This is a genomic window from Clostridium sp. CM028 (assembly GCF_030585565.1).
Taxonomy (GTDB): Bacteria; Bacillota; Clostridia; order Clostridiales; family Clostridiaceae; genus Clostridium_AD; species Clostridium_AD estertheticum_B.
On record NZ_CP077766.1, the window covers coordinates 3,208,660 to 3,228,504 of the forward strand.

Here is a 19,845-nt window from a genome sequence, read left to right on the forward strand (position 1 = left end):
AATTATAAACCAACATATATATTTAATTGAATTATATACCAAAAGGCAGTATAATGAAACATGAAGGAGAATAAAAAAACAATCATTTTTTTTTTATATTTCAATGCATATATTTTACAAAAATGGGGGGAATTATGTTGAAAAATTTAAAAAAAACGCCGCTATATAGTGTTTATAAAGAATATGGTGGGAAAATAGTTGATTTTGCTGGGTGGCAAATGCCAATACAGTTTGAAGGGATAATTTCTGAACATGAAGCTGTAAGGTCCGCTGCTGGACTTTTCGATGTATCACACATGGGAGAAGTGGAAGTAAAAGGAGCCGAGGCTTTCGAATTTGTACAAAATTTAGTTACAAATGATTTAGCAGTACTTGAAGATAATCAAATACTATATACTTTTATGTGCTATGAAAACGGAGGAGTAGTTGATGATCTTTTAATATATAAATTTGGTAAGGAACATTTCTATCTTGTTATAAATGCAGGGAACATAGAGAAAGATTTTCAATGGATGATTGACAATAAGGGCGCCTATGATATGGAACTCACTAATATTTCAAATGAGGTAGCAGAGGTTGCGATTCAAGGACCAAAGGCACAAAAGATACTTCAAAAAATAGCTGATATAGATTTAGATGAAATTAAATTTTTCTATTGTAAACGAGATGTTCTTGTAGATGGTGTAAAATGTCTTATTTCAAGAACAGGGTATACAGGTGAGGATGGGTTTGAAATATACACTTCCCCAGAGGAAATAGAAAAGTTATGGCATAAACTATTTAATATAGGTGAGGAAGAAGGACTTAAGCCCACAGGGCTCGGCTGCAGAGACACTTTAAGATTCGAAGCTTGCCTCCCTTTATATGGAAACGAATTATCTCAAGATATTACACCGCTTGAAGCAGGACTTGGATTTTTTGTAAAGCTTAAAAAAAATGAATTTATAGGAAAAGAAGCTCTTTTAAAGCAAAAAGAACAAGGTCTTAAGAGGAAATCAGTAGGGTTTGAAATGAAGGATAGGGGAATTCCAAGACATGGTTATGAAGTTACTGCATTCGGAGAAAAAATCGGAGTGGTAACAACGGGATATTTCTCGCCTACATTAAAGAAAAATATAGGTCTTGCTTTAATAGATTCTAAATACTCAGAATTAGGTACAGAAATTGAAATTGGGATTAGAGGTAAAGCATTAAAAGCTGAGGTAATAAGTAAAAAATTTTATAAGAAAAATTATAACAAATAAAATTTAGGGGGATTTTAAATGAAAACATTAAAGGAATTATTTTATAGTAAAGATCATGAATGGATAAAAATTAAAGGTAATAAGGCATACGTTGGAATTTCTGATTATGCACAACATGCTTTAGGAGATATTGTTTTTGTTGAGCTACCAGAGGTAGATGCAGAAATTACTAGTGGGGATGTTTTTGGGGTCATTGAGTCTGTTAAAGCAGCTTCTGACATGTATATTCCATTTAGTGGAAAGATTTTAGAGGTAAATGATGATGTAGTAGATAACCCAGTATTAGTAAACGAAGACTGCTATGAAAATTGGATGTTTCTTATAGAAATTACAAATAAGGAAGAATTAAAAGAACTTATGAACGAAGAGCAATATAATGAATATTGCAGTAAGGAGAAATAAGATGTTTCCTTATATACCTAATACTTTAGAAGACGAAAAGGTAATGTTAAAAAGTGTGGGTGCGGAGTCTGTACAGGAACTGTTTAAAGACATACCAGAGGACCTTAAATTAAATAGAGATCTAAATATAAATTCACCCATGTCAGAACTGGAAGTACAAAAACACGTAAAATCACTTTGTAATAAAAATAAAAGCGCTGAAGAGTTAGTTTGTTTTTTAGGAGCTGGAGTTTACGATCATTATATACCTTCTATAATAAAGCATATAGTTTCAAGATCAGAATTTTATACATCATATACACCTTATCAACCAGAGATAAGCCAAGGTAATCTTCAGGCTATTTTTGAATATCAAACATTAATATGCAGTTTGACCGGACTAGATGTTGCGAATGCATCTATGTATGATGGTGCTACGAGTTGCGCTGAAGCTGCTTTTATGGCTGCTGAGCATACAAAAAGAAAATCTATAATTGTATCTAAAACAGTACATCCAGAAATTAGAAAAGTCGTTCATACCTATGCAAAATTTAAGGGATTAGAACTAATAGAAGTAGATGAGAAGGAAGGAGTTACTGATACTCTAAAATTAAAAGAACTTGTAGATAGCAGTGTGGCAGGAGTTATAGTTCAAAACCCTAATTTCTTTGGAATAATTGAAGATATGAGGTCGGTTGAAAAAATTACTCATGATAATAAAGCTATTCTAATAATGAGCGTAGATCCTATATCTCTTGCCATATTAAAAACTCCAGGAGAAATAGGAGCAGATATTGTGGTAGGGGAAGGCCAATCACTTGGAAATGCAATGAACTTTGGAGGACCTTATTTGGGATTCATGGCAACGACGAAAAAACTTATGAGAAAAATGCCAGGAAGGATTGTAGGTCAGACCATCGACGTAGATGGAAAAAGAGCCTTTGTATTAACGCTTCAAGCTAGGGAACAACATATAAGACGCGAAAAAGCGACTTCTAATATATGTTCAAATCAAGCTTTAAATGCATTAACTGCTGCAATTTATCTTACAACTATGGGAAAACAGGGATTAAAAGAAGTGGCATATCAAAGCACTCAAAAGGCGCACTATGCTTTTAATGAAATAATTAAATTAGAAAAATACGAGCCAGTATTTAATAAACCTTTCTTTAAGGAGTTCGTAATTCAGGGACAGGAAAGGGCTAGTATTATTAACGATAAATTATTAGAAAATAATATAATTGGTGGATATGATATAGAGAAAAATTACCCTGACCATAAAAATGCTCTACTATTCTGTGTAACAGAAAAAAGAACAAAACCAGAAATTTGTGAGCTAATAACTGCAATGGAGGGGATAAAATGAAACAGTATAATAAATTAATATTTGAAATCTCAAAAGAAGGAAGACGAGGATATACGTTACCTTGTTGTGATGTAGAGAGTATCGATATTAGCGAAATGATACCTGAGCATTTGCTAAGCAAAAAAGACATATCCCTTCCGGAAGTAAGTGAAGTAGATGTTATAAGACATTTCACTCTATTGTCTAATAAGAATTACGGGGTAGATACTGGCTTTTATCCTTTAGGTTCGTGTACTATGAAATATAATCCGAAAATTAACGAAGATATGGCGTCTATGACCTCATTTACTCAGATCCATCCATATCAAAGTGTAAAAACGGTACAAGGTTCCTTACAATTAATGTATGAACTTAGTGAAAAATTAGCTGAGATATCCGGAATGGATCAGGTTTCACTTCAACCTGCAGCAGGGGCCCATGGAGAGCTTACTGGACTTATGATTATAAAAGCCTTCCATGAAAATAAAGGGGATTTTAAAAGAAAAAAGATTATAGTTCCAGATTCAGCTCACGGAACTAACCCAGCCAGTGCAAGTGTGGCAGGCTTTGAAATTGTAGAAGTTAAATCTAATGAAAAAGGTAGTGTAGACTTAGATAGTTTGAAATCTGTATTAAACGATGAAATAGCGGGATTAATGCTAACAAATCCAAACACTTTAGGTTTATTTGATGAGAATATTAAAGAAATAACAAATCTAGTACATGAAGCTGGTGGGCTCGTATATTATGATGGAGCAAATTTAAATGCCATTATGGGTATAGCAAGACCAGGAGATATGGGATTTGACGTTGTCCATATGAATCTTCATAAAACATTTTCTACCCCACATGGTGGTGGTGGACCGGGAAGCGGACCAGTAGGAGTTAAAAAAGAACTTATACAATATTTGCCTGTCCCAATAATAGAAAAAATAGAAGAAAAATTTGTTCTTAATTATGATAAACCACTATCTATTGGAAAGGTAAAGAGTTTCTATGGGAACTTCGGAGTACTTGTTAAAGCATATTCTTATATACTTTCAATGGGCGCTGAGGGACTAAAGAAGGCAAGTGAAATGGCAGTGCTTAATGCAAATTATATGAAAAGCAAACTAAAGAACTATTATTATTTACCAATTGATAGAGTTTGCAAGCATGAATTTGTTTTAGGAGGTTTAAAGCAGGGACCAAGTGAGGTAACTACATTAGATATTGCCAAGAGACTTCTAGATTATGGATATCATCCGCCTACAATATATTTTCCAACAATTGTAGAAAATGCAATTATGATAGAACCTACGGAAACGGAAAGTCTTGAAACTATGGATGATTTTATTGAAGCTATGATAAATATTTCAGAAGAAGCAATAGAAGATCCACAGCTACTAAAGGATGCTCCATATGATACTCTTGTTAGAAGGCTTGATGAAGTTCGAGCTGCTAGATATCCAGTTTTAAAATATACTAATTAATATAACTTCGGGATAGTTAAATCATCTCCTGCGGAGCTGTAACATCTTCGTAGAAGATGTATTAACGACTTCAGAAGGAGATTTATACTCCCGCTGAAGTTTTCTATTTGTTGGGGCAAGTAACCCCACTTATAGAAGTGGGAGACTTTCCTTCTGAAATGTCGTTAAGATATTCCGAAGTTATACTGATTTATAGGAGGAGGAGCAGTGATGGAGAAGGATATAGTTATAATTGGGGGAGGCCCTGGGGGATATGTTGCTGCTATTCGTGCAGCTCAGCTGGGTGCTAAGGTTTGTATTGTAGAAAAAGGTGAGCTTGGTGGAACATGTTTAAATAGAGGATGTATTCCTACAAAGGCGCTATATAGAAATGCTGAAATTTTAAATACTTTAAAGAATATTAATGAATTTGGAATCGTGGTAGATAGTTACAGTTTTAGCGTAGAAGAAATTCAAAATAGAAAAGACAAAATAGTTAATCAACTAGTGAACGGGGTAGAACAATTATTAAAGTCAAATAATATAGATGTAATTTTAGGGACAGCTTGTTTGAAAGATAAAAATACAGTTTCTATCTCTCTTAAGAATGGAGAATTAAGAGAAATAATAACGAAAAATATAATTATAGCAACTGGGTCTATTCCATTAATACCTAATATACCGGGTATAGATCTACCAGGAGTATTTACTAGTGAAAATATATTAGAATTTAAAGAAGTGCCTAATAAATTAGCAATTATAGGCGGCGGTGTTATAGGTGTGGAGTTTGCAGGTATATTTAATGCATTAGGATCAAAGGTAACTGTTATAGAGTTCTTGCCAAGTATTCTTGCTCAAGTGGATACTGATTTAACAAAGAGATTGAGTGTTTCACTTAAAAGAAAAGGTATAGATATGAGTATCAACACAAAGGTAATTAGTATTGAAAAATCTAATGAACAGCTAATTGTAACTGCCGATGGGAAAAAAGGAGAAATTGTGTTTACGGCAGATAATGTATTGGTATCCGTTGGTAGAACGCCTATGACTGAAGGGCTTAATATTGAGAATTTGGGTATATCGCTTAATAGAAGAGCTATTGTGGTAGATGAAAATTATGAAACTAACATTCCAGGTATTTATGCTATTGGTGATGTGAATGGAATAAGTATGCTTGCTCATGCAGCAACGCATCAAGGTAAAAAAGTGGTTGAGAGAATTATGGGTTATATTGCTCCTTATTCTAGTGAAATAATACCAAGTTGTATTTTTGCATTTCCAGAGATAGCTTGCGTAGGCATAACAGAAAACGAAGCCAAAAAAAAGGGAATGGAGTATAAAACAAGTAAATTTTTATTTGGAGCTAATGGCAAGGCATTAGCACTAGGTGAAGGAGAAGGATTAGTAAAGGTTATAGCAACGCTTGAGGATATAATCATTGGAGTGCATATAATGGGACCTCATGCATCGGATTTAATTCATGAAGGGGCTATGGCTATAAATAATAATATGAATGTTTCAAACATCGCTAGCATGATACATGCTCATCCAACACTATCTGAAGCTTTTGAAGAAGCAGTGTTAGGGTTAAAAGGTGAAGCTATTCATATGGTACCTGCTAAAAAAAGATAGAAGAAACATAAAGATAGTTCAAGAGAGTAATTTTAATTACTCCCTTGGACTATCTTTGTATTTTAAAGCTTTCTTACAAATAATATTTAAATGCTATGCAATTAGAATTATATTTGGACGGTTTGTATCCTGTTGAACCATATTTTGCTATAATATATATACATATACTATTTGAAATTTTAAAATAGTGAATAATGGGAGGGATGAAAATGAGATTATTGCTTACAAACGATGATGGTATAAATGCAAAGGGGTTATATGCTTTAGCTAAAGAACTCGAAAAAAATCATGAAGTAATTATTGTAGCACCATATAATGAAAAAAGCGCTTGCGGACATTCCATAACCCTTACAAGGCCACTTATTGTTAGAGAAACAAAAATTGAAGGGTTAAAATCAAAAGCTTATAGCGTAGATGGAACACCAGCAGATTGTGTAAAAATAGCAATTAATAAGCTCATTGATAGTAAAAGTGATTGTAAAATAGATATGGTAGTATCCGGAATCAATAAAGGATTAAATTTAGGTACTGATGTCTTATATTCCGGTACAGTTTCTGCAGCTATAGAAGCAACTATTTATAAAATACCAGCTATGGCGGTTTCTATGGAAATTAAGCGAAATATTGAAAATTATGAAATGGCAGCTAAATATGCTGGAAAGATATTGCTTAAGGCTATTGAGAATAACATTAAGAATGATATTGTATTAAATGTGAATATTCCTATGCTAAGGGATAATGAAATAAAAGGAATTAAAGTATGTAAAATTGGAAGTAGATTGTATAACAACCGTTATATAGAAACTATTGGAGAAAATAATGAAACTCAATATGAAATTAAGGGTGAGGTAATAGATATTCATGAGGATGATTCTGACACAATATATTTTAAAGAGGGGTATGTTACTGTAACTCCACTTCATTATGATTTAACTAATTTTAAAATGTTAGATGAAACACGCAAATGGTTTTAACGACATTTCAGAAGGAAAGTCTCCAACTTATATAAGTGAGAGTTCTATACTGTAACAAAGAGAAAACTTCAGTGGGGGAATTTATGAATATTAAAGAAAAACCATTAATTTTTGATGGCGCAATGGGGACATATTACGCAAGCGTTTGTGAAAATCCATTATCCAAATGTGAACTTGCAAATATTTATGATAAAAATACCATACTAAATATACATAAGGAATATATAAATGCTGGTTGCAAGGCAATTAAAACCAATACATTTGGAGCAAATAAAATTAGCCTTGAAAGTAATTTCGATACGGTTAAAGAGGTTATTGTAAAAGGTTATGAGATAGCAAGGGAAGCCACAAAGGGTACTGAGGTTTTAGTTTTTGCCGATATTGGGCCAATACCATTTTTAGAAATGATGGATTTATGGGAGGCATACAAAGAAATAGTAGATTTGTTTTTAGATCTCGGTGCAACATATTTTATATTTGAAACTTTTAGCAGTGATGAATATCTTGCTGAGATTTCAAGGTATATTAAGGAGAAAAATCCAAATACATATATTTTGATGGAACTTGCGGTTTCACCAGAAGGGTTTACAAGACTTGGAATAAATGGTGAAAAATTTATAGAGAAAGTTTCGCAAATACCAACTATTGATGCCTGTGGATTCAACTGCTTTTCTGGGCCATATCACTTACTTCAATATATTAAAACTCTTAATATAGAAAATAAAACTATTTCTGTTATGCCAAACTCAGGGTATCCAACAATAATAAATAATCGTACGTTTTTTAATAATACTAAAGAATATTTTGCTGTGCAAATGCTAGAAATAGCAAAGCAAGGTGTGGCTATTATTGGTGGTTGTTGCGGTACAACTCCAGAATTTATAAGGGAAACTGTTGCAAAAATAAAAGGTTTATCAACACGCGAAATTGTTCCGAGTAAAATTGGAAAAGTTAAAATTGAGAAATTAATTGTTAAAAACCTTCTCCTGGAAAAAATCAGAATTGGGAAAAAAATTATTGCGGTAGAATTAGACCCACCACTTGATACAGGAATTGAATTTTTTATGAATAGTGCTAAGAGTCTTAAAGAGAATGGAGTTGATGCAATAACCATTGCAGATTGTCCTATTGCAAGAGTAAGGGTAGATAGTAGTCTACTCGCTTGTAAGTTGAAAAGAGAACTCGACATCACAACAATTCCACATATGACATGTCGCGATAGAAATATTAATGCTACAAAGGCATTACTTCTAGGCTTAAATATTGAGGGGGTAAATAACGTTTTAGTGGTAACAGGTGACCCTATACCCTCAGCCCAGCGTGACGAGGTTAAGGGGATGTTTAGTTTTAATTCTGCAATACTTGCTAACTATATAACCAATCTAAATGATATAACATTTTCATCACCTTTTAATATTTGTGGTGCTTTAAACGTAAATGCTATTAATTTTAGTAGCCAACTATTACACGCAAAAAAGAAAATTGAAAGTGGAGTAACTATGTTTTTAACACAGCCAATTTTAACAAAGCAGGCAGTAGAAAATTTAAAACGGGCACGTAGTGAATTACCTGCTAAGATATTAGGTGGAATTATTCCGATTGTAAGCTATAAGAATGCTTGCTTTATGAACAATGAAATTTCTGGAATAAGCGTTTCTGAGGAAATTATAGAACTATATAAGGACATTTCAAAAGAAGAAGCTAGGGTTCTTGCAATTAAAATATCTACTGAAATAGCGGAAGAAATCTACCCTTATGTAGATGGATATTATCTTATTACACCGTTTAAAAGAATTGATATTATTACTGATATTATTAAGAATATAAGCACTATTAATAATTAATAAATTAAAACTCCAATCATGAATAAATACATGATTAGGGTTTTAATTTTTTGATTACAAATTTTATAAAACTAATGAACTATTATTTCCCAGGAATGTTGACAAGTATTAATTGGTAACATATAATAAACATATGAACAATGATTCATGTGTTCATATGAAAGGGGTGGAATAAATGGGAAAAAACATAGAGGTTTGTACATGTTCTAATATGCATGAAGATGTAGTAGAAAAAGTAAGAAAATCAATACCACGTGAGGAAACGTTATATGACTTAGCAGAGCTTTTCAAAGTTTTTGGAGATGGTACGAGAATTAAAATTCTTTGTGTGTTATTTGAAACTGAAATGTGTGTTTGTGATATAGCTGCTCTTCTTAATATGACTCAATCAGCTATTTCTCATCAACTTCGTGTGCTTAAAAATGCTAGACTTGTTAAGTATAGACGTGAGGGAAAGGTTGTCTACTATTCTTTAGATGATCAGCATGTTAAACAAATTTTTGACCAAGGACTTATACACATAAAGGAACTTAGATAATACTCTATTACATAAAGAAAAATTTATAATATAAAAGCAAATAAAAACTTTGAAAGTGGGGGAGAAAATGAGTACTATAATAAAAAGAGAATTCATTTTAGAAGGTCTAGGTTGTGCTAATTGTGCAAACAAAATTGAAGCTCAATGTAAAAAGATAGATGGAGTATTAGATGCAAATATAAATTTTGTCACTAAAAGCTTAGTAATTCAATTTCAAAGTGAAGAAAAAATAATAAGTGTTATAGATGATGCAAAAAAAATAGTTAAAAGAATAGAACCTGGTGTTAAATTTATAGTAAAACAAGTAAAAACATTTAAGCATGAGGAAAAGGGTCATAGCCATAACCATGATCATAACCATGATCATAACCATGATCACGGGGAAGAAGGAACTAATAAAAATAAAATTATACGGTTCTCTGTAGGTGTAGTAATTTTCATCGTAGCAGTTTTGTTTAAATTAGATTATTTAATTGAATTTGCGTTATTCCTCATAAGTTATTTATTAATTGGTGGAGACGTCCTAATAGTTGCAGTGAAAAATATATTAAGAGGACAATTATTTGATGAGAATTTCTTAATGGCACTCGCTACAGTAGGAGCATTTTCTATTGGACAATTTTCAGAAGGCGTTGGGGTTATGCTTTTTTATCAAGTAGGAGAATTTTTCCAAGATATCGCTGTAAATAAATCAAGAAAATCTATATCTGCGCTTATGGATATAAGGCCAGATTATGCAAATAAAAAAATTAAAGATGAAATTGTAAAGGTAGATCCAGAGGAAGTACACATTGGGGATATTATAATAGTAAAGCCCGGAGAAAAAGTGCCATTAGATGGTTTTGTTATAGAAGGAAAATCATTAGTAGATACAGCGGCATTAACTGGTGAATCAGTTCCAAGAGAAGTTAAAAGCGGCGATGAAATTTTGGCAGGGTGCATAAATAAAAATGGATTATTAACTATAGAGGTTGCGAAAGAATTTGGAGAATCAACCCTTGCAAAAATTTTGGATTTAGTGCAAAATGCTAGCAGCAAAAAAGCACCAACTGAAAATTTTATAACTAAATTTGCAAGATATTACACACCGATTGTAGTTATAAGTGCAACAGCACTAGCAATACTTCCACCCCTTTTAATACCTGGTGCTACTTTCTCACAATGGATATATAAAGCATTGGTATTTTTAGTAGTATCTTGCCCTTGTGCACTCGTAATATCTATTCCACTTGGATTTTTTGGAGGAATAGGTGGTGCATCTAAAAATGGTATTTTGGTTAAAGGTGGAAATTACTTGGAGGCATTAAATAGCGTTGAAGTAGTAATTTTTGATAAGACAGGAACACTAACTAAAGGAGTATTTGTGGTTACGCAGATGCATACAGAAGGTGAGATAAGTAGGGATGAATTATTAGAGTATGCAGCTCATGCAGAAAGCAATTCTAATCATCCTATTGCTACATCTATAATAAAAGCTTATGGCAAAGATATACGTAGTGAAGATATTGAAGGCGTCGAAGAAATAGCTGGAAAAGGTATTAGGGCTAAAGTTAAAGGGAAACATGTGTTAGCTGGTAATTCAAAGTTAATGGATAGTGAGAAAATTTCCTATAATAAAGCTGGAAATGTAGGCACAATAATATATGTAGCTATAGACAAGAAATATGCAGGTAGTATTATAATTTCAGATGAGATAAAAGAAGACTCTATTCAAGCAATAGTCGATTTGAAATCTATGGGTGTTAAAAAAATAGTAATGCTTACTGGTGACAATAAAGATATAGCGACGAGTATTGGAAAAATACTTGGTGTAGATGAAGTTTACTCAGAACTTCTCCCACACGAGAAGGTAGAAAAGTTAGAATTGCTTCAAAAAGAAAAATCGCCTAAAGGGAAGATAGTATTTGTAGGAGATGGAATTAATGATGCGCCGGTGCTCGCAAGAGCAGATATTGGGATTGCAATGGGTGGTGTAGGTTCTGATGCTGCAATAGAGGCGGCAGATATAGTAATAATGACAGATGAACCATCAAAAATTGCTGAAGCTATAAAAATTTCTAAAAGAACAAAAACAATTGTTATGCAAAATATTATCTTTGCACTAAGTGTAAAAGCAGTTATTTTAAAATTGGCAGTTTTCGGAATTTCAACTATGTGGGAAGCTGTTTTTGGTGATGTAGGAGTCGCTTTAATTGCAGTGTTAAATTCAATGAGAGCAATGAAGGTTAATAGCTAAAAATAGTAAAAGGTTAACAAGAACGAAAAGTTCTTGTTAACCTTTTTTATGTGATTAAGGACTATCGTGTCATAGCAATTTTCATTTGAGTTACTAGTGGATCAGCAATGGTACCAACAATAATCTGGTAGTTATTGTTTCCGATCTTCATAACAGCAGTAGCACCAAGATCTTTTAATCTAGTTTCATTGATAAGAGCATTGTTTTTAATAGTTAATCTTACTCTTGTAATACAAGCATCTATAGTCTCTATATTTGCTTTGCCTCCAATAGCTTCTAAGATACTAATAGCTCTAAGACCTAACTCAGAAGTATTTAGTTTAGCGAGTGCAGGAGAGGTTTCATCATCTCCTCTACCTGGAGTCTTTAAGTCGAACTTCTTAATAGAGAAGAAGAAAACAAAGAAATAAATAACACCGAATATTAAACCTATTATTATTAAAAGTATTGGCTTGCTTGCGATTCCAAAGCTTAGAACATAGTCAAGTATACCTGCAGAGAAAGTGAAACCAGATTTAATTCCTAAAGCAGAGGTTAAAGCAAAAGCTGCTCCCGTTAATAGAGCATGAATTAAATATAGTGCTGGTGCAATGAACATGAATAAGAATTCAATTGGTTCTGTAATACCAGTTAGGAAAGCAGTAAAAGCAATACCAAGAAGCATTCCAGTTACAGCTTTTCTATTTTCTTTTTTAGCTGTAGCTATCATTGCAAGACATGCAGCAGGAAGACCAAACATCATAATTGGGAAAAAGCCTGTCATAAATGTTCCAGCAGTTGGGTCCAGTGCGAAAAATCTAGTCATATCTCCTGTAATGACCTTACCAGCAGCATCCGTAAAGGTACCAAACTGTACCCAAACAAGTGTGTTCATAACATGGTGTAATCCAAAAGGAATAAGCAATCTATTTAGGACTCCATAAAAGAAGGCGCCTATAGAACCAGAGTGAGCAATAACATTCCCTGCATTATTAATAATATCTTGAATATGAGGCCAAATATAGCCAGCGCCCACACCTATAATTAAAGTGTAAAAGGATGTTATAATTGGAACGAAACGTTTACCACCGAAGAAACCTAAGAAATCTGGAACCCTTATACTCTTATACTTGTTGTATAGGTAACCAGATAATATACCAACGATAATACCTGCTAGTACACCCATATCTATCTTAGAATTAAAAGTGACAGCAACTTCAGTTAATACAAAGTAGCCAACTGCAGCTGCAAGACCTGCAACTCCATTGTTATCATCTGCAAGACCTATAGCTATACCAATTGCAAAAATTATAGGAAGATGGCCAAAAATAGCATTTCCGGCAGCGAACATCCATGCAATATTAAATATATCTGGAGCCCCCAATCTTAATAGTAATCCAGCTGCAGGCATAACTGCAATTGGCATCATCATAGCTTTTCCAAGTTTTTGAAGATTTGATGAAAATTTGTTGTTTTTAGACATTTTAGTACCTCCTCGTTTTTGGATTAGATAAAAATTATTAATTCTTATCTTCCCTGTGGTTTTCATGGCATGTTACATGATTAAATTATAGGAATAAATGCAGTGATATTTATTAATATAGGTGAAAAGATATTATTAAGTATTACTCAGTACTAAGAATATTTAAGAAATCTAACACCATGATATACATGATAAAAAAATCGTTAAAGGTTTACAATAGAGGAATAAAAGAGAATATGCCTTATAAATCTAAACTATTTTCTATGGACTCTATAATCGAATCAGATAGCTATTAATACTAAATTGTAATTTGTTGTTTCAAATAGGTTGTAAAAAAAACAAATTTGAAATATAATTGGTATATACAACATAACAACATAACAATATAATAACATATAAATTGCATATGTGCACTAATTTACCAAAAAATATTATTGATCAAGGAGGGAAAAATTTGAGAAAAATTTCGAAGGATAACCCTATACCACTTCATTATCAAATAAAAGAAATATTACAGGAAATGATAGAAAATGAAGTTTTAAAGCCAGGGGAATCAATTCCAACAGAAAGAGAACTGTGTGAAATTCAAGGGGTCAGCAGAATGACCGTAAATAAGGCTATTATGTCCTTAGTAAATGAGGGGTTAATTTATAGAGAACAGGGAAAAGGGACGTTTGTGTCTACTGCAAAGGTTAATAGTGAAATATCACGGCTCAAAGGATTTACTGAGCAAATGCAAGAAAATGGAGTGGTATCAAAAACTAAAATATTATCTTTTAAGGTAATAGACGCAACAAAGAAATGCAAGCTTGAGCTGAAAATGCCTGAAGATGAAAATAAGATTATTGAGATTAAAAGACTGAGATTTAGTGATCAGCAACCAGTAGCAATTGAAACAGCATGGCTTCCATATTATTTATTTAATGGAATGACTAAAGAAATTATTGAAGATAAATCACTATATGAAATTTTTCGTCAAAAGTATGGTCATCATCCGGATAAAGCGAAACAAACAATTGAACCTACAATGTTAAATCAATATGAAAGTACCCTTCTTAACCAAGAAAATGATGCTTTGGCACTAATATTTAGGCGAACCACCTATTTAGAAAATGAAACTCCAATTGAATATACCAAAGCCATATATAGAAGTGATAAGTATAAATATCAAATAAACTTAAAATAATAGGAAAATAATCCAGAATTATCATATACCCCATAGATAAATAAGGAGGTTTTTTATGAAGGGAAATAATGAAAATAAATTTAATTTAGATACAATGAACACCTTTGAAATTCTTAAGAAAGTGAATGATGAGGATAAAAAAGTAGCTATAGCTATTGAAAATGAGCTAAGTAATATAGAGAAAGCCGTGGAACTAATAGTTGAAAGCTTTGAAGATGGTGGGAGGCTTTTTTATATTGGTAGTGGCACAAGTGGAAAATTAGGAGTAATGGATGCATCAGAATGTCCTCCTACATTTGGTACCGCGGATTCTATGGTTCAAGGAATTATTTCTGGTGGAAAAGAGGCAATAAGTGGATGGCTTGAACATACGGAGGATGATCCAGAACTGGCGATTCTAGATTTAGAAAAGGTAAATATAAATAAAAAAGATGTAATAGTCGGCGTAACAGCTAGTGGTAATACCCCTTATGTTGTACGCGCTATGGAATACGCTAAAGAAATGGGTTGCAAAACTATAGCACTTATATGTAATTCAAAGGGCAAAATCAAAGATATTTGCGAAGTTACTATAGCTATAGAGGTTGGATCAGAATTAATACTAGGATCAACTAGAATGAAAGCAGGTACTGCACAAAAAATGGTTTTAAATATGTTAAGCACTGTGGCCATGATAAAACTTGGCAAAACTTATACTAACTTGATGGTTAATGTACGACCTATTAATAAAAAGTTACAACAACGTGTACGCGAAATAGTAAAGCTTGCCACAGGTGTGGATGATGCCCTAGTGAATAAAAATCTAGAAATCTGCGAATATGACCCTAAAGTGTGTATTGTTAAAATTAAAAAAGATGTAACCCTTAAAAAAGCAAAAGAAGCCTTGGAAAAGACCAAGGGAAATGTAGCTAAGGCATTAGCAACATTATAATAATTATATTCAAATATTTGATGAGGTGATTAATATTAAAGCTATAGTTAATGGAAAACTTATTATGAGAGATAGAATAATTTATGATAGTGTAATAATTTTCGATACAAAAATTATAGACATTATAAATAATGATAACTTCCTTCAGTATAAAAAAGAGTATAAGGAAGAAATACTAGTGATAGATGCTAAGGGTAAATATGTATCACCTGGCTTTATTGATATTCATATTCACGGCTCCGGAGGCTATGATACCATGGATGCAACGGCTACGGCATTGAGGGTTATAAGTACTACAATAGCTGAAAATGGAGTAACGTCTTATCTACCTACTACAATGACTATGGACTCAATTAGTATATATAGTGCGTTAGATGCTATTAGACAGGCAATGTCATTAGAAAATGAAGGGGCAAAGATTCTAGGGGCACATATGGAGGGACCTTTCATAAATGAGAAGTACAAAGGGGCTCAGAAGGCGGATAATATTATAAAGCCCAATTATGATATTATAAAGGATTATTTAGATATTATTAAAATTATAACCCTTGCGCCAGAAAAGGATGAAAATCATAGTTTTATAAAAAAAGTAAAAAGTAATTCTAAAATTACATTATCAGTAGGTCATTCAGATGCAAGTTATGAAGAGGCTGTACGTGCTATTGAGGATGGCATAACACATGCGACTCATACATTCAATGCTATGACTCCCTTAAATCATAGAAAACCAGGAATTGTAGGTGCAATTTTCACAAATGATATAACATGCGAGCTAATAGCGGATCTAATACATGTTCATCCAGCAATTTTTAAGATGCTCATAAATATCAAACATAAAGATAAAATGGTACTTATAACAGATTCTATGAGAGCTGGATGTATGAAGAGTGGCAATTATGAGCTTGGTGGACAGAAGGTAACAGTTGAAAATGGAGCTGCAAGACTTCAGGATGGAACACTCGCAGGTAGTGTTTTAACCTTAAATAAGGCTGTTAAAAACATGTTAAATCATAGTGATTTAGAAATCTATGAGGTAGTGGCAATGGCATCGCATGTTCCGGCAAAGGTTATTAATATGGATAATAAAAAGGGCAGGTTAGAGGCTGGATTCGATGCAGATATAGTTGTTTTTGATGATGATATAGATGTATTTTTAACAATAGTAGAAGGCAAAATAGTTTACGAAACTCAAAAGTAAAATTTTGAGTATTATTATAAGGTGGTGCGAATATGAGAATATTAGTTTTAGATAATTATGAAGAAATGAGTAAAAAAGCTGCTTTGATGATTGCAAGCCAAGTTATGTTAAAGCCTGATAGTGTATTGGGCCTAGCTACTGGAGATACTCCACTTGGCATGTATAAGGAATTAATTGCGTTGTATAACAAAAAAGAAGTAGATTTTAATGAGGTCAGAACTTTTAACCTGGACGAATATTATGGAATTAATAGAGAAGATCCTCAAAGCTACTATAATTATATGATTAATAATTTGTTTAATAGTATAAATGTAAACGTAAAAAATATTAACGTGCCTGATGGTATGGCAATGGATATTGAGGCTTCATGCAGAGGCTATGAAAATAAAATAAAAGAAGTTGGCGGCATAGATATGCAGATCCTTGGTATAGGTGGAAATGGGCATATTGGATTCAATGAACCAGATGTAACCTTTGAGGCAGAAACGCATTTAGTTAATCTTAATGAACAAACAATAGAAGCTAATTCTAGGTTTTTTAAATCAAGAAAGGATGTACCAGTAAAAGCGATAAGTATGGGAATAAAGACAATAATGAATTCTAAGAAAATTATTTTACTTGCTAACGGCTTAAATAAGGCTGAAGCTATAGAAAGAGCTGTTAAAGGTAAAATAAATCCTAATATGCCTGCTTCAATTCTGCAGCTTCATAATGATGTAACAATAATTTTAGATAAAAAGGCTGCTAGTAATTTATAAAAGTAAAACACCTATACTAGATATTAAGCTAGTATAGGTGTTTTATTTAAATTATATATTTATTCTAGTATGCTTATGCTTTAATTAAATTAAAGCTTTCAATTCATTATGTTCGTATAATAAATTATAACAATAAGTTATTATATCACTTCTTTTAATTATTCCTATAAAAACGCCATTATCATCTACAACGGGGACAAAGTTTTGATCCTTCGCTAGTGATATTAAGCTCTCTATATCTGCACTAATTAATACTGCTTTGTTAGAGATATGCCTTGGGATATCTTCAATTAAAATTTTATTTGTATCATTAAAACTTAAATTTGGAGTATTCTTTAGTTTCCATAATAAATCACCTTCTGTTAAAGTACCTACATAATTACCTGTTTCATTTATTAAGGGCACAGATGTGTATCTGTGGTACTCCATCCGTTCTAATGCTTGCCTCATTGTAGAACTTGGTTTTTCATAAACAAGTTCACTTTTAGGTGTAAGAAAAAATGCTATGTTCATACTTTACCATCCTTTAAAGATTTATATTTTGGGTTGTTAGATATCTTACAATATTATTATAACATGTTTAATAGAGTTATTTATTAATAATCTATTAAACATATCAGTATCTATCAAAATGTTGTTAAATACATTTTGGTATATTATAATATATAAAAGAATATTTACCATAATAGGCTGTTGTGGTAATGGTATGGATAGCTGGAAAAATTAAGGAGTGAGTGTATGATCAGTTTTTCATCTGTTGAAGAATATAAAAAGGCTAGCAAATTGGCTAAAGTTAAATATCACATGGACATATCAAGAGGGGCTTCTGGCCATATATTATCCTTAGATAGTATTTTAAAAAAAATAGATATAGTAGCGGAAGTCCCTTTAGGAATAAAAAGCATTCCATTAAAAAAAATAATAGGATCCTATTTTTATACAAGGAGTAGGGATTTTGCAACGAACTTTCTTCCTCTAGCTAGTATTGATAGCGAATTCTCTATGAAATGGCAAGCGGTCTATGCTCATCACATTAAAGATGGAATAATTGACCCTGTAAAAATTTATGAGTATATGAATGAATTTTATGTTATGGAGGGAAATAAGCGTGTAAGTGTATTAAAATACGTGGATGCCTATGCGATAGAGGGCGATGTTACTAGGCTAGTTCCTAAAAAGGATGAGAATGATTTAAATAACATAATATATTATGAATTTTTGAACTTTAATAATGAGACTGGGATAAATGCTATTTGGTTTTCCAGGGAGGGTAGCTTTACCGAGCTTTTGAAGTATTTGGATGGATATAATCCGAAGCTTAGCTTATTTTCAAATAAATACGAGCATTTTTTAAAAAATGTTTATTCACCTTTTAGAAATACCTTTTACGAATTAGGTGGAGATAAATTAAATACTACCACTGGAGATGCGTTTTTAAAATATATAAAAATTTATGGAATCTCAGACGAATTCATAGAAACAAAGAGAAAATCAAGGGTTCGTAAGTTCTTAGGAGAACTTAAAATACTTTCAAGAAACAATGCAGTAGAAATCCAAACGGAACCTTTTGATGTGCGTAGGAAAAATGTTATTACTTCATTTACAAATTTAGTAGGCCCACATAAAAAATTAAGAGTAGGTTTTATTTTTGAAAAGACTATTGATACATCAGGTTGGAGTTATGTTCATAATCTAGGAAGACTGTATGCACAAAATGAATTAGAAGGTGAAATAGAAACTTTTGTTATAGATAATTTTCAAACTGAGGGTGATAGTTATGAAAGATTAAGGGAGTTATGTGAAAAAGATTATGACATTATATTTACTACATGTCCATCTTATCTTAATATAACGTTGAGGGCGGCTTTAAAGTATGACAATATTAAATTTTTTAACTGCTCTCCCGTAAAGGCTTTTAGAAATGTAAGTACTTATTTTGGGCGTTCTCATGAACCAAGGTTTTTACTAGGGCTTATTGCCGGGGCTATTACAAAATCAAATATTATAGGATATATAGATATTTATAATGAAACAGAAGTTATAACGGGGATTAATGCTTTTGCATTAGGCGTTAAAACTGTAAATCCGAATGCGAAAGTTACGATTTCTTGGCTTAATGAAACAGGGGATATCAATCATTCAAAGGAATTAATTCAAGGGCTTCAAAGGCTCGGTGCAGATCTCATAATGCAAAATGACCTAACAGCTTTAGGTAAGGGGTCAAGAGATTTTGGACTATATTCACTAAAGTATAGTGAAAAAGAGAGTAAATGGATACCGGAAGTGAACTATGCTTTAATTACATGGGATTGGGGACAGTTTTATGAGAAAATACTTAGAAATATAGTAAATGGTAGTTTTAAAGGTATTTTTAGTACTGAATCTAAACGAGTAAGTTTTTGGTGGGGGATGGACTCGGGACTTGTGGATATTATATATTCAAAACATAATGTACCAATTCAAACTCAAAAATTAGTAGTTATAATGCGCGAATTAATTATTGAAAACAGATTCCACACTTTTACTGGTCCGGTGCACGATACAAAAGGTCAACTTAGGATAAATGATGGTGATATAGGAAACTACGAGGATATGTTATATATGGACTGGTTTGTAGACAATGTTGTAGGAAAACTTCCGGTGGAGGAGTAGAATAATCAGAAGA

Annotated in this window: 16 protein-coding genes; 14 read left to right on the top strand and 2 right to left on the bottom strand. The window is 32.4% G+C overall.

Annotated elements, in window-relative coordinates; all coding sequences use genetic code 11:
- Positions 1 to 137: 137 nt before the first annotated feature.
- The 9 genes from gcvT (at position 138) to KTC94_RS15190 (ending at position 11,645) form a co-directional block, all read left to right on the top strand.
- The gene (gene gcvT, locus KTC94_RS15150; RefSeq protein WP_216301958.1) at positions 138 to 1,244 is read left to right on the top strand and encodes a glycine cleavage system aminomethyltransferase GcvT; all 1,107 of its coding nucleotides are present in this window, start codon (positions 138 to 140) and stop codon (positions 1,242 to 1,244) included.
- Positions 1,245 to 1,262: 18 nt separating this feature from the next.
- A complete protein-coding gene (gene gcvH / locus KTC94_RS15155) occupies positions 1,263 to 1,646 on the top strand; it encodes a glycine cleavage system protein GcvH (RefSeq protein ID WP_216301959.1) in 384 nt (127 codons plus the stop codon).
- Between the two features lies 1 nt (position 1,647).
- The gene (gene gcvPA, locus KTC94_RS15160; RefSeq protein ID WP_220319616.1) at positions 1,648 to 2,991 is read left to right on the top strand and encodes an aminomethyl-transferring glycine dehydrogenase subunit GcvPA; all 1,344 of its coding nucleotides are present in this window, start codon (positions 1,648 to 1,650) and stop codon (positions 2,989 to 2,991) included.
- Positions 2,988 to 4,442, top strand: coding sequence for an aminomethyl-transferring glycine dehydrogenase subunit GcvPB (gene gcvPB, locus KTC94_RS15165; RefSeq protein ID WP_216301961.1), 1,455 nt, complete (start codon positions 2,988 to 2,990; stop codon positions 4,440 to 4,442). The genes gcvPA and gcvPB overlap by 4 nt, the downstream gene beginning before the upstream one ends.
- A 210-nt stretch (positions 4,443 to 4,652) precedes the next feature.
- Complete coding sequence (lpdA, locus tag KTC94_RS15170) at positions 4,653 to 6,053, top strand: dihydrolipoyl dehydrogenase (protein WP_216301962.1); 1,401 nt, start codon at positions 4,653 to 4,655, stop codon at positions 6,051 to 6,053.
- A gap of 209 nt (positions 6,054 to 6,262) precedes the next feature.
- A complete protein-coding gene (gene surE, locus KTC94_RS15175; protein ID WP_216301963.1) occupies positions 6,263 to 7,027 on the top strand; it encodes a 5'/3'-nucleotidase SurE in 765 nt (254 codons plus the stop codon).
- 83 nt (positions 7,028 to 7,110) lie between these two features.
- Entirely contained in the window at positions 7,111 to 8,871 is a 1,761-nt protein-coding gene (locus tag KTC94_RS15180; RefSeq protein WP_220319617.1) for a bifunctional homocysteine S-methyltransferase/methylenetetrahydrofolate reductase, read from the top strand.
- Between the two features lie 175 nt (positions 8,872 to 9,046).
- Positions 9,047 to 9,409: a metalloregulator ArsR/SmtB family transcription factor gene (locus KTC94_RS15185; RefSeq protein ID WP_220319618.1), complete on the top strand. Its 363-nt coding sequence runs from the start codon at positions 9,047 to 9,049 to the stop codon at positions 9,407 to 9,409.
- 67 nt (positions 9,410 to 9,476) lie between these two features.
- Positions 9,477 to 11,645 carry a heavy metal translocating P-type ATPase gene (locus KTC94_RS15190; RefSeq protein ID WP_220319619.1) on the top strand — a complete coding sequence of 723 codons (2,169 nt, stop codon included), beginning with the start codon at positions 9,477 to 9,479 and terminating at the stop codon, positions 11,643 to 11,645.
- Between the two features lie 61 nt (positions 11,646 to 11,706).
- Here KTC94_RS15190 and nagE read toward each other — a convergent pair whose 3' ends face one another.
- Complete coding sequence (gene nagE, locus KTC94_RS15195; protein WP_220319620.1) at positions 11,707 to 13,107, bottom strand: N-acetylglucosamine-specific PTS transporter subunit IIBC; 1,401 nt, start codon at positions 13,105 to 13,107, stop codon at positions 11,707 to 11,709.
- Between the two features lie 406 nt (positions 13,108 to 13,513).
- Between nagE and KTC94_RS15200 the strand changes: the two genes are divergently transcribed.
- Genes KTC94_RS15200 through nagB form a run of 4 tightly spaced genes read left to right on the top strand, consistent with a single transcriptional unit; the run spans position 13,514 to position 17,180 of the window.
- Positions 13,514 to 14,293 carry a GntR family transcriptional regulator gene (locus tag KTC94_RS15200; RefSeq protein ID WP_220319621.1) on the top strand — a complete coding sequence of 260 codons (780 nt, stop codon included), beginning with the start codon at positions 13,514 to 13,516 and terminating at the stop codon, positions 14,291 to 14,293.
- Positions 14,294 to 14,348: 55 nt separating this feature from the next.
- Entirely contained in the window at positions 14,349 to 15,224 is an 876-nt protein-coding gene (gene murQ / locus KTC94_RS15205; RefSeq protein WP_220319622.1) for an N-acetylmuramic acid 6-phosphate etherase, read from the top strand.
- A gap of 34 nt (positions 15,225 to 15,258) precedes the next feature.
- Complete coding sequence (gene nagA, locus KTC94_RS15210) at positions 15,259 to 16,422, top strand: N-acetylglucosamine-6-phosphate deacetylase (RefSeq protein ID WP_220319663.1); 1,164 nt, start codon at positions 15,259 to 15,261, stop codon at positions 16,420 to 16,422.
- 32 nt (positions 16,423 to 16,454) lie between these two features.
- Positions 16,455 to 17,180 (top strand): glucosamine-6-phosphate deaminase, encoded by a 726-nt coding sequence (gene nagB / locus KTC94_RS15215; RefSeq protein ID WP_220286052.1) that lies wholly within the window; start codon positions 16,455 to 16,457, stop codon positions 17,178 to 17,180.
- Between the two features lie 84 nt (positions 17,181 to 17,264).
- Here nagB and KTC94_RS15220 read toward each other — a convergent pair whose 3' ends face one another.
- Positions 17,265 to 17,693: a CBS domain-containing protein gene (locus KTC94_RS15220; RefSeq protein ID WP_165411673.1), complete on the bottom strand. Its 429-nt coding sequence runs from the start codon at positions 17,691 to 17,693 to the stop codon at positions 17,265 to 17,267.
- A gap of 225 nt (positions 17,694 to 17,918) precedes the next feature.
- Here KTC94_RS15220 and KTC94_RS15225 point away from each other — a divergent pair, with 225 nt between their 5' ends.
- Positions 17,919 to 19,832, top strand: a complete 1,914-nt coding sequence (locus KTC94_RS15225; RefSeq protein ID WP_220319623.1) for a BMP family ABC transporter substrate-binding protein — start codon at positions 17,919 to 17,921, stop codon at positions 19,830 to 19,832.
- Positions 19,833 to 19,845 lie beyond the last annotated feature (13 nt).

Excerpts from the sequence above, each read along its gene's own strand:
- KTC94_RS15185 (WP_220319618.1), top strand. The coding sequence starts at position 9,047 with ATGGGAAAAAACATAGAGGTTTGTACATGTTCTAATATGCATGAAGAT.
- surE (WP_216301963.1), top strand. The coding sequence starts at position 6,263 with ATGAGATTATTGCTTACAAACGATGATGGTATAAATGCAAAGGGGTTA.
- gcvPA (WP_220319616.1), top strand. The coding sequence starts at position 1,648 with ATGTTTCCTTATATACCTAATACTTTAGAAGACGAAAAGGTAATGTTA.
- KTC94_RS15200 (WP_220319621.1), top strand. The coding sequence starts at position 13,514 with ATGTGCACTAATTTACCAAAAAATATTATTGATCAAGGAGGGAAAAAT.
- lpdA (WP_216301962.1), top strand. The coding sequence starts at position 4,653 with ATGGAGAAGGATATAGTTATAATTGGGGGAGGCCCTGGGGGATATGTT.
- KTC94_RS15225 (WP_220319623.1), top strand. The coding sequence starts at position 17,919 with ATGATCAGTTTTTCATCTGTTGAAGAATATAAAAAGGCTAGCAAATTG.
- nagE (WP_220319620.1), bottom strand. The coding sequence starts at position 13,107 with ATGTCTAAAAACAACAAATTTTCATCAAATCTTCAAAAACTTGGAAAA.
- gcvPB (WP_216301961.1), top strand. The coding sequence starts at position 2,988 with ATGAAACAGTATAATAAATTAATATTTGAAATCTCAAAAGAAGGAAGA.
- KTC94_RS15220 (WP_165411673.1), bottom strand. The coding sequence starts at position 17,693 with ATGAACATAGCATTTTTTCTTACACCTAAAAGTGAACTTGTTTATGAA.
- nagB (WP_220286052.1), top strand. The coding sequence starts at position 16,455 with ATGAGAATATTAGTTTTAGATAATTATGAAGAAATGAGTAAAAAAGCT.
- KTC94_RS15180 (WP_220319617.1), top strand. The coding sequence starts at position 7,111 with ATGAATATTAAAGAAAAACCATTAATTTTTGATGGCGCAATGGGGACA.
- gcvH (WP_216301959.1), top strand. The coding sequence starts at position 1,263 with ATGAAAACATTAAAGGAATTATTTTATAGTAAAGATCATGAATGGATA.
- murQ (WP_220319622.1), top strand. The coding sequence starts at position 14,349 with ATGAAGGGAAATAATGAAAATAAATTTAATTTAGATACAATGAACACC.
- KTC94_RS15190 (WP_220319619.1), top strand. The coding sequence starts at position 9,477 with ATGAGTACTATAATAAAAAGAGAATTCATTTTAGAAGGTCTAGGTTGT.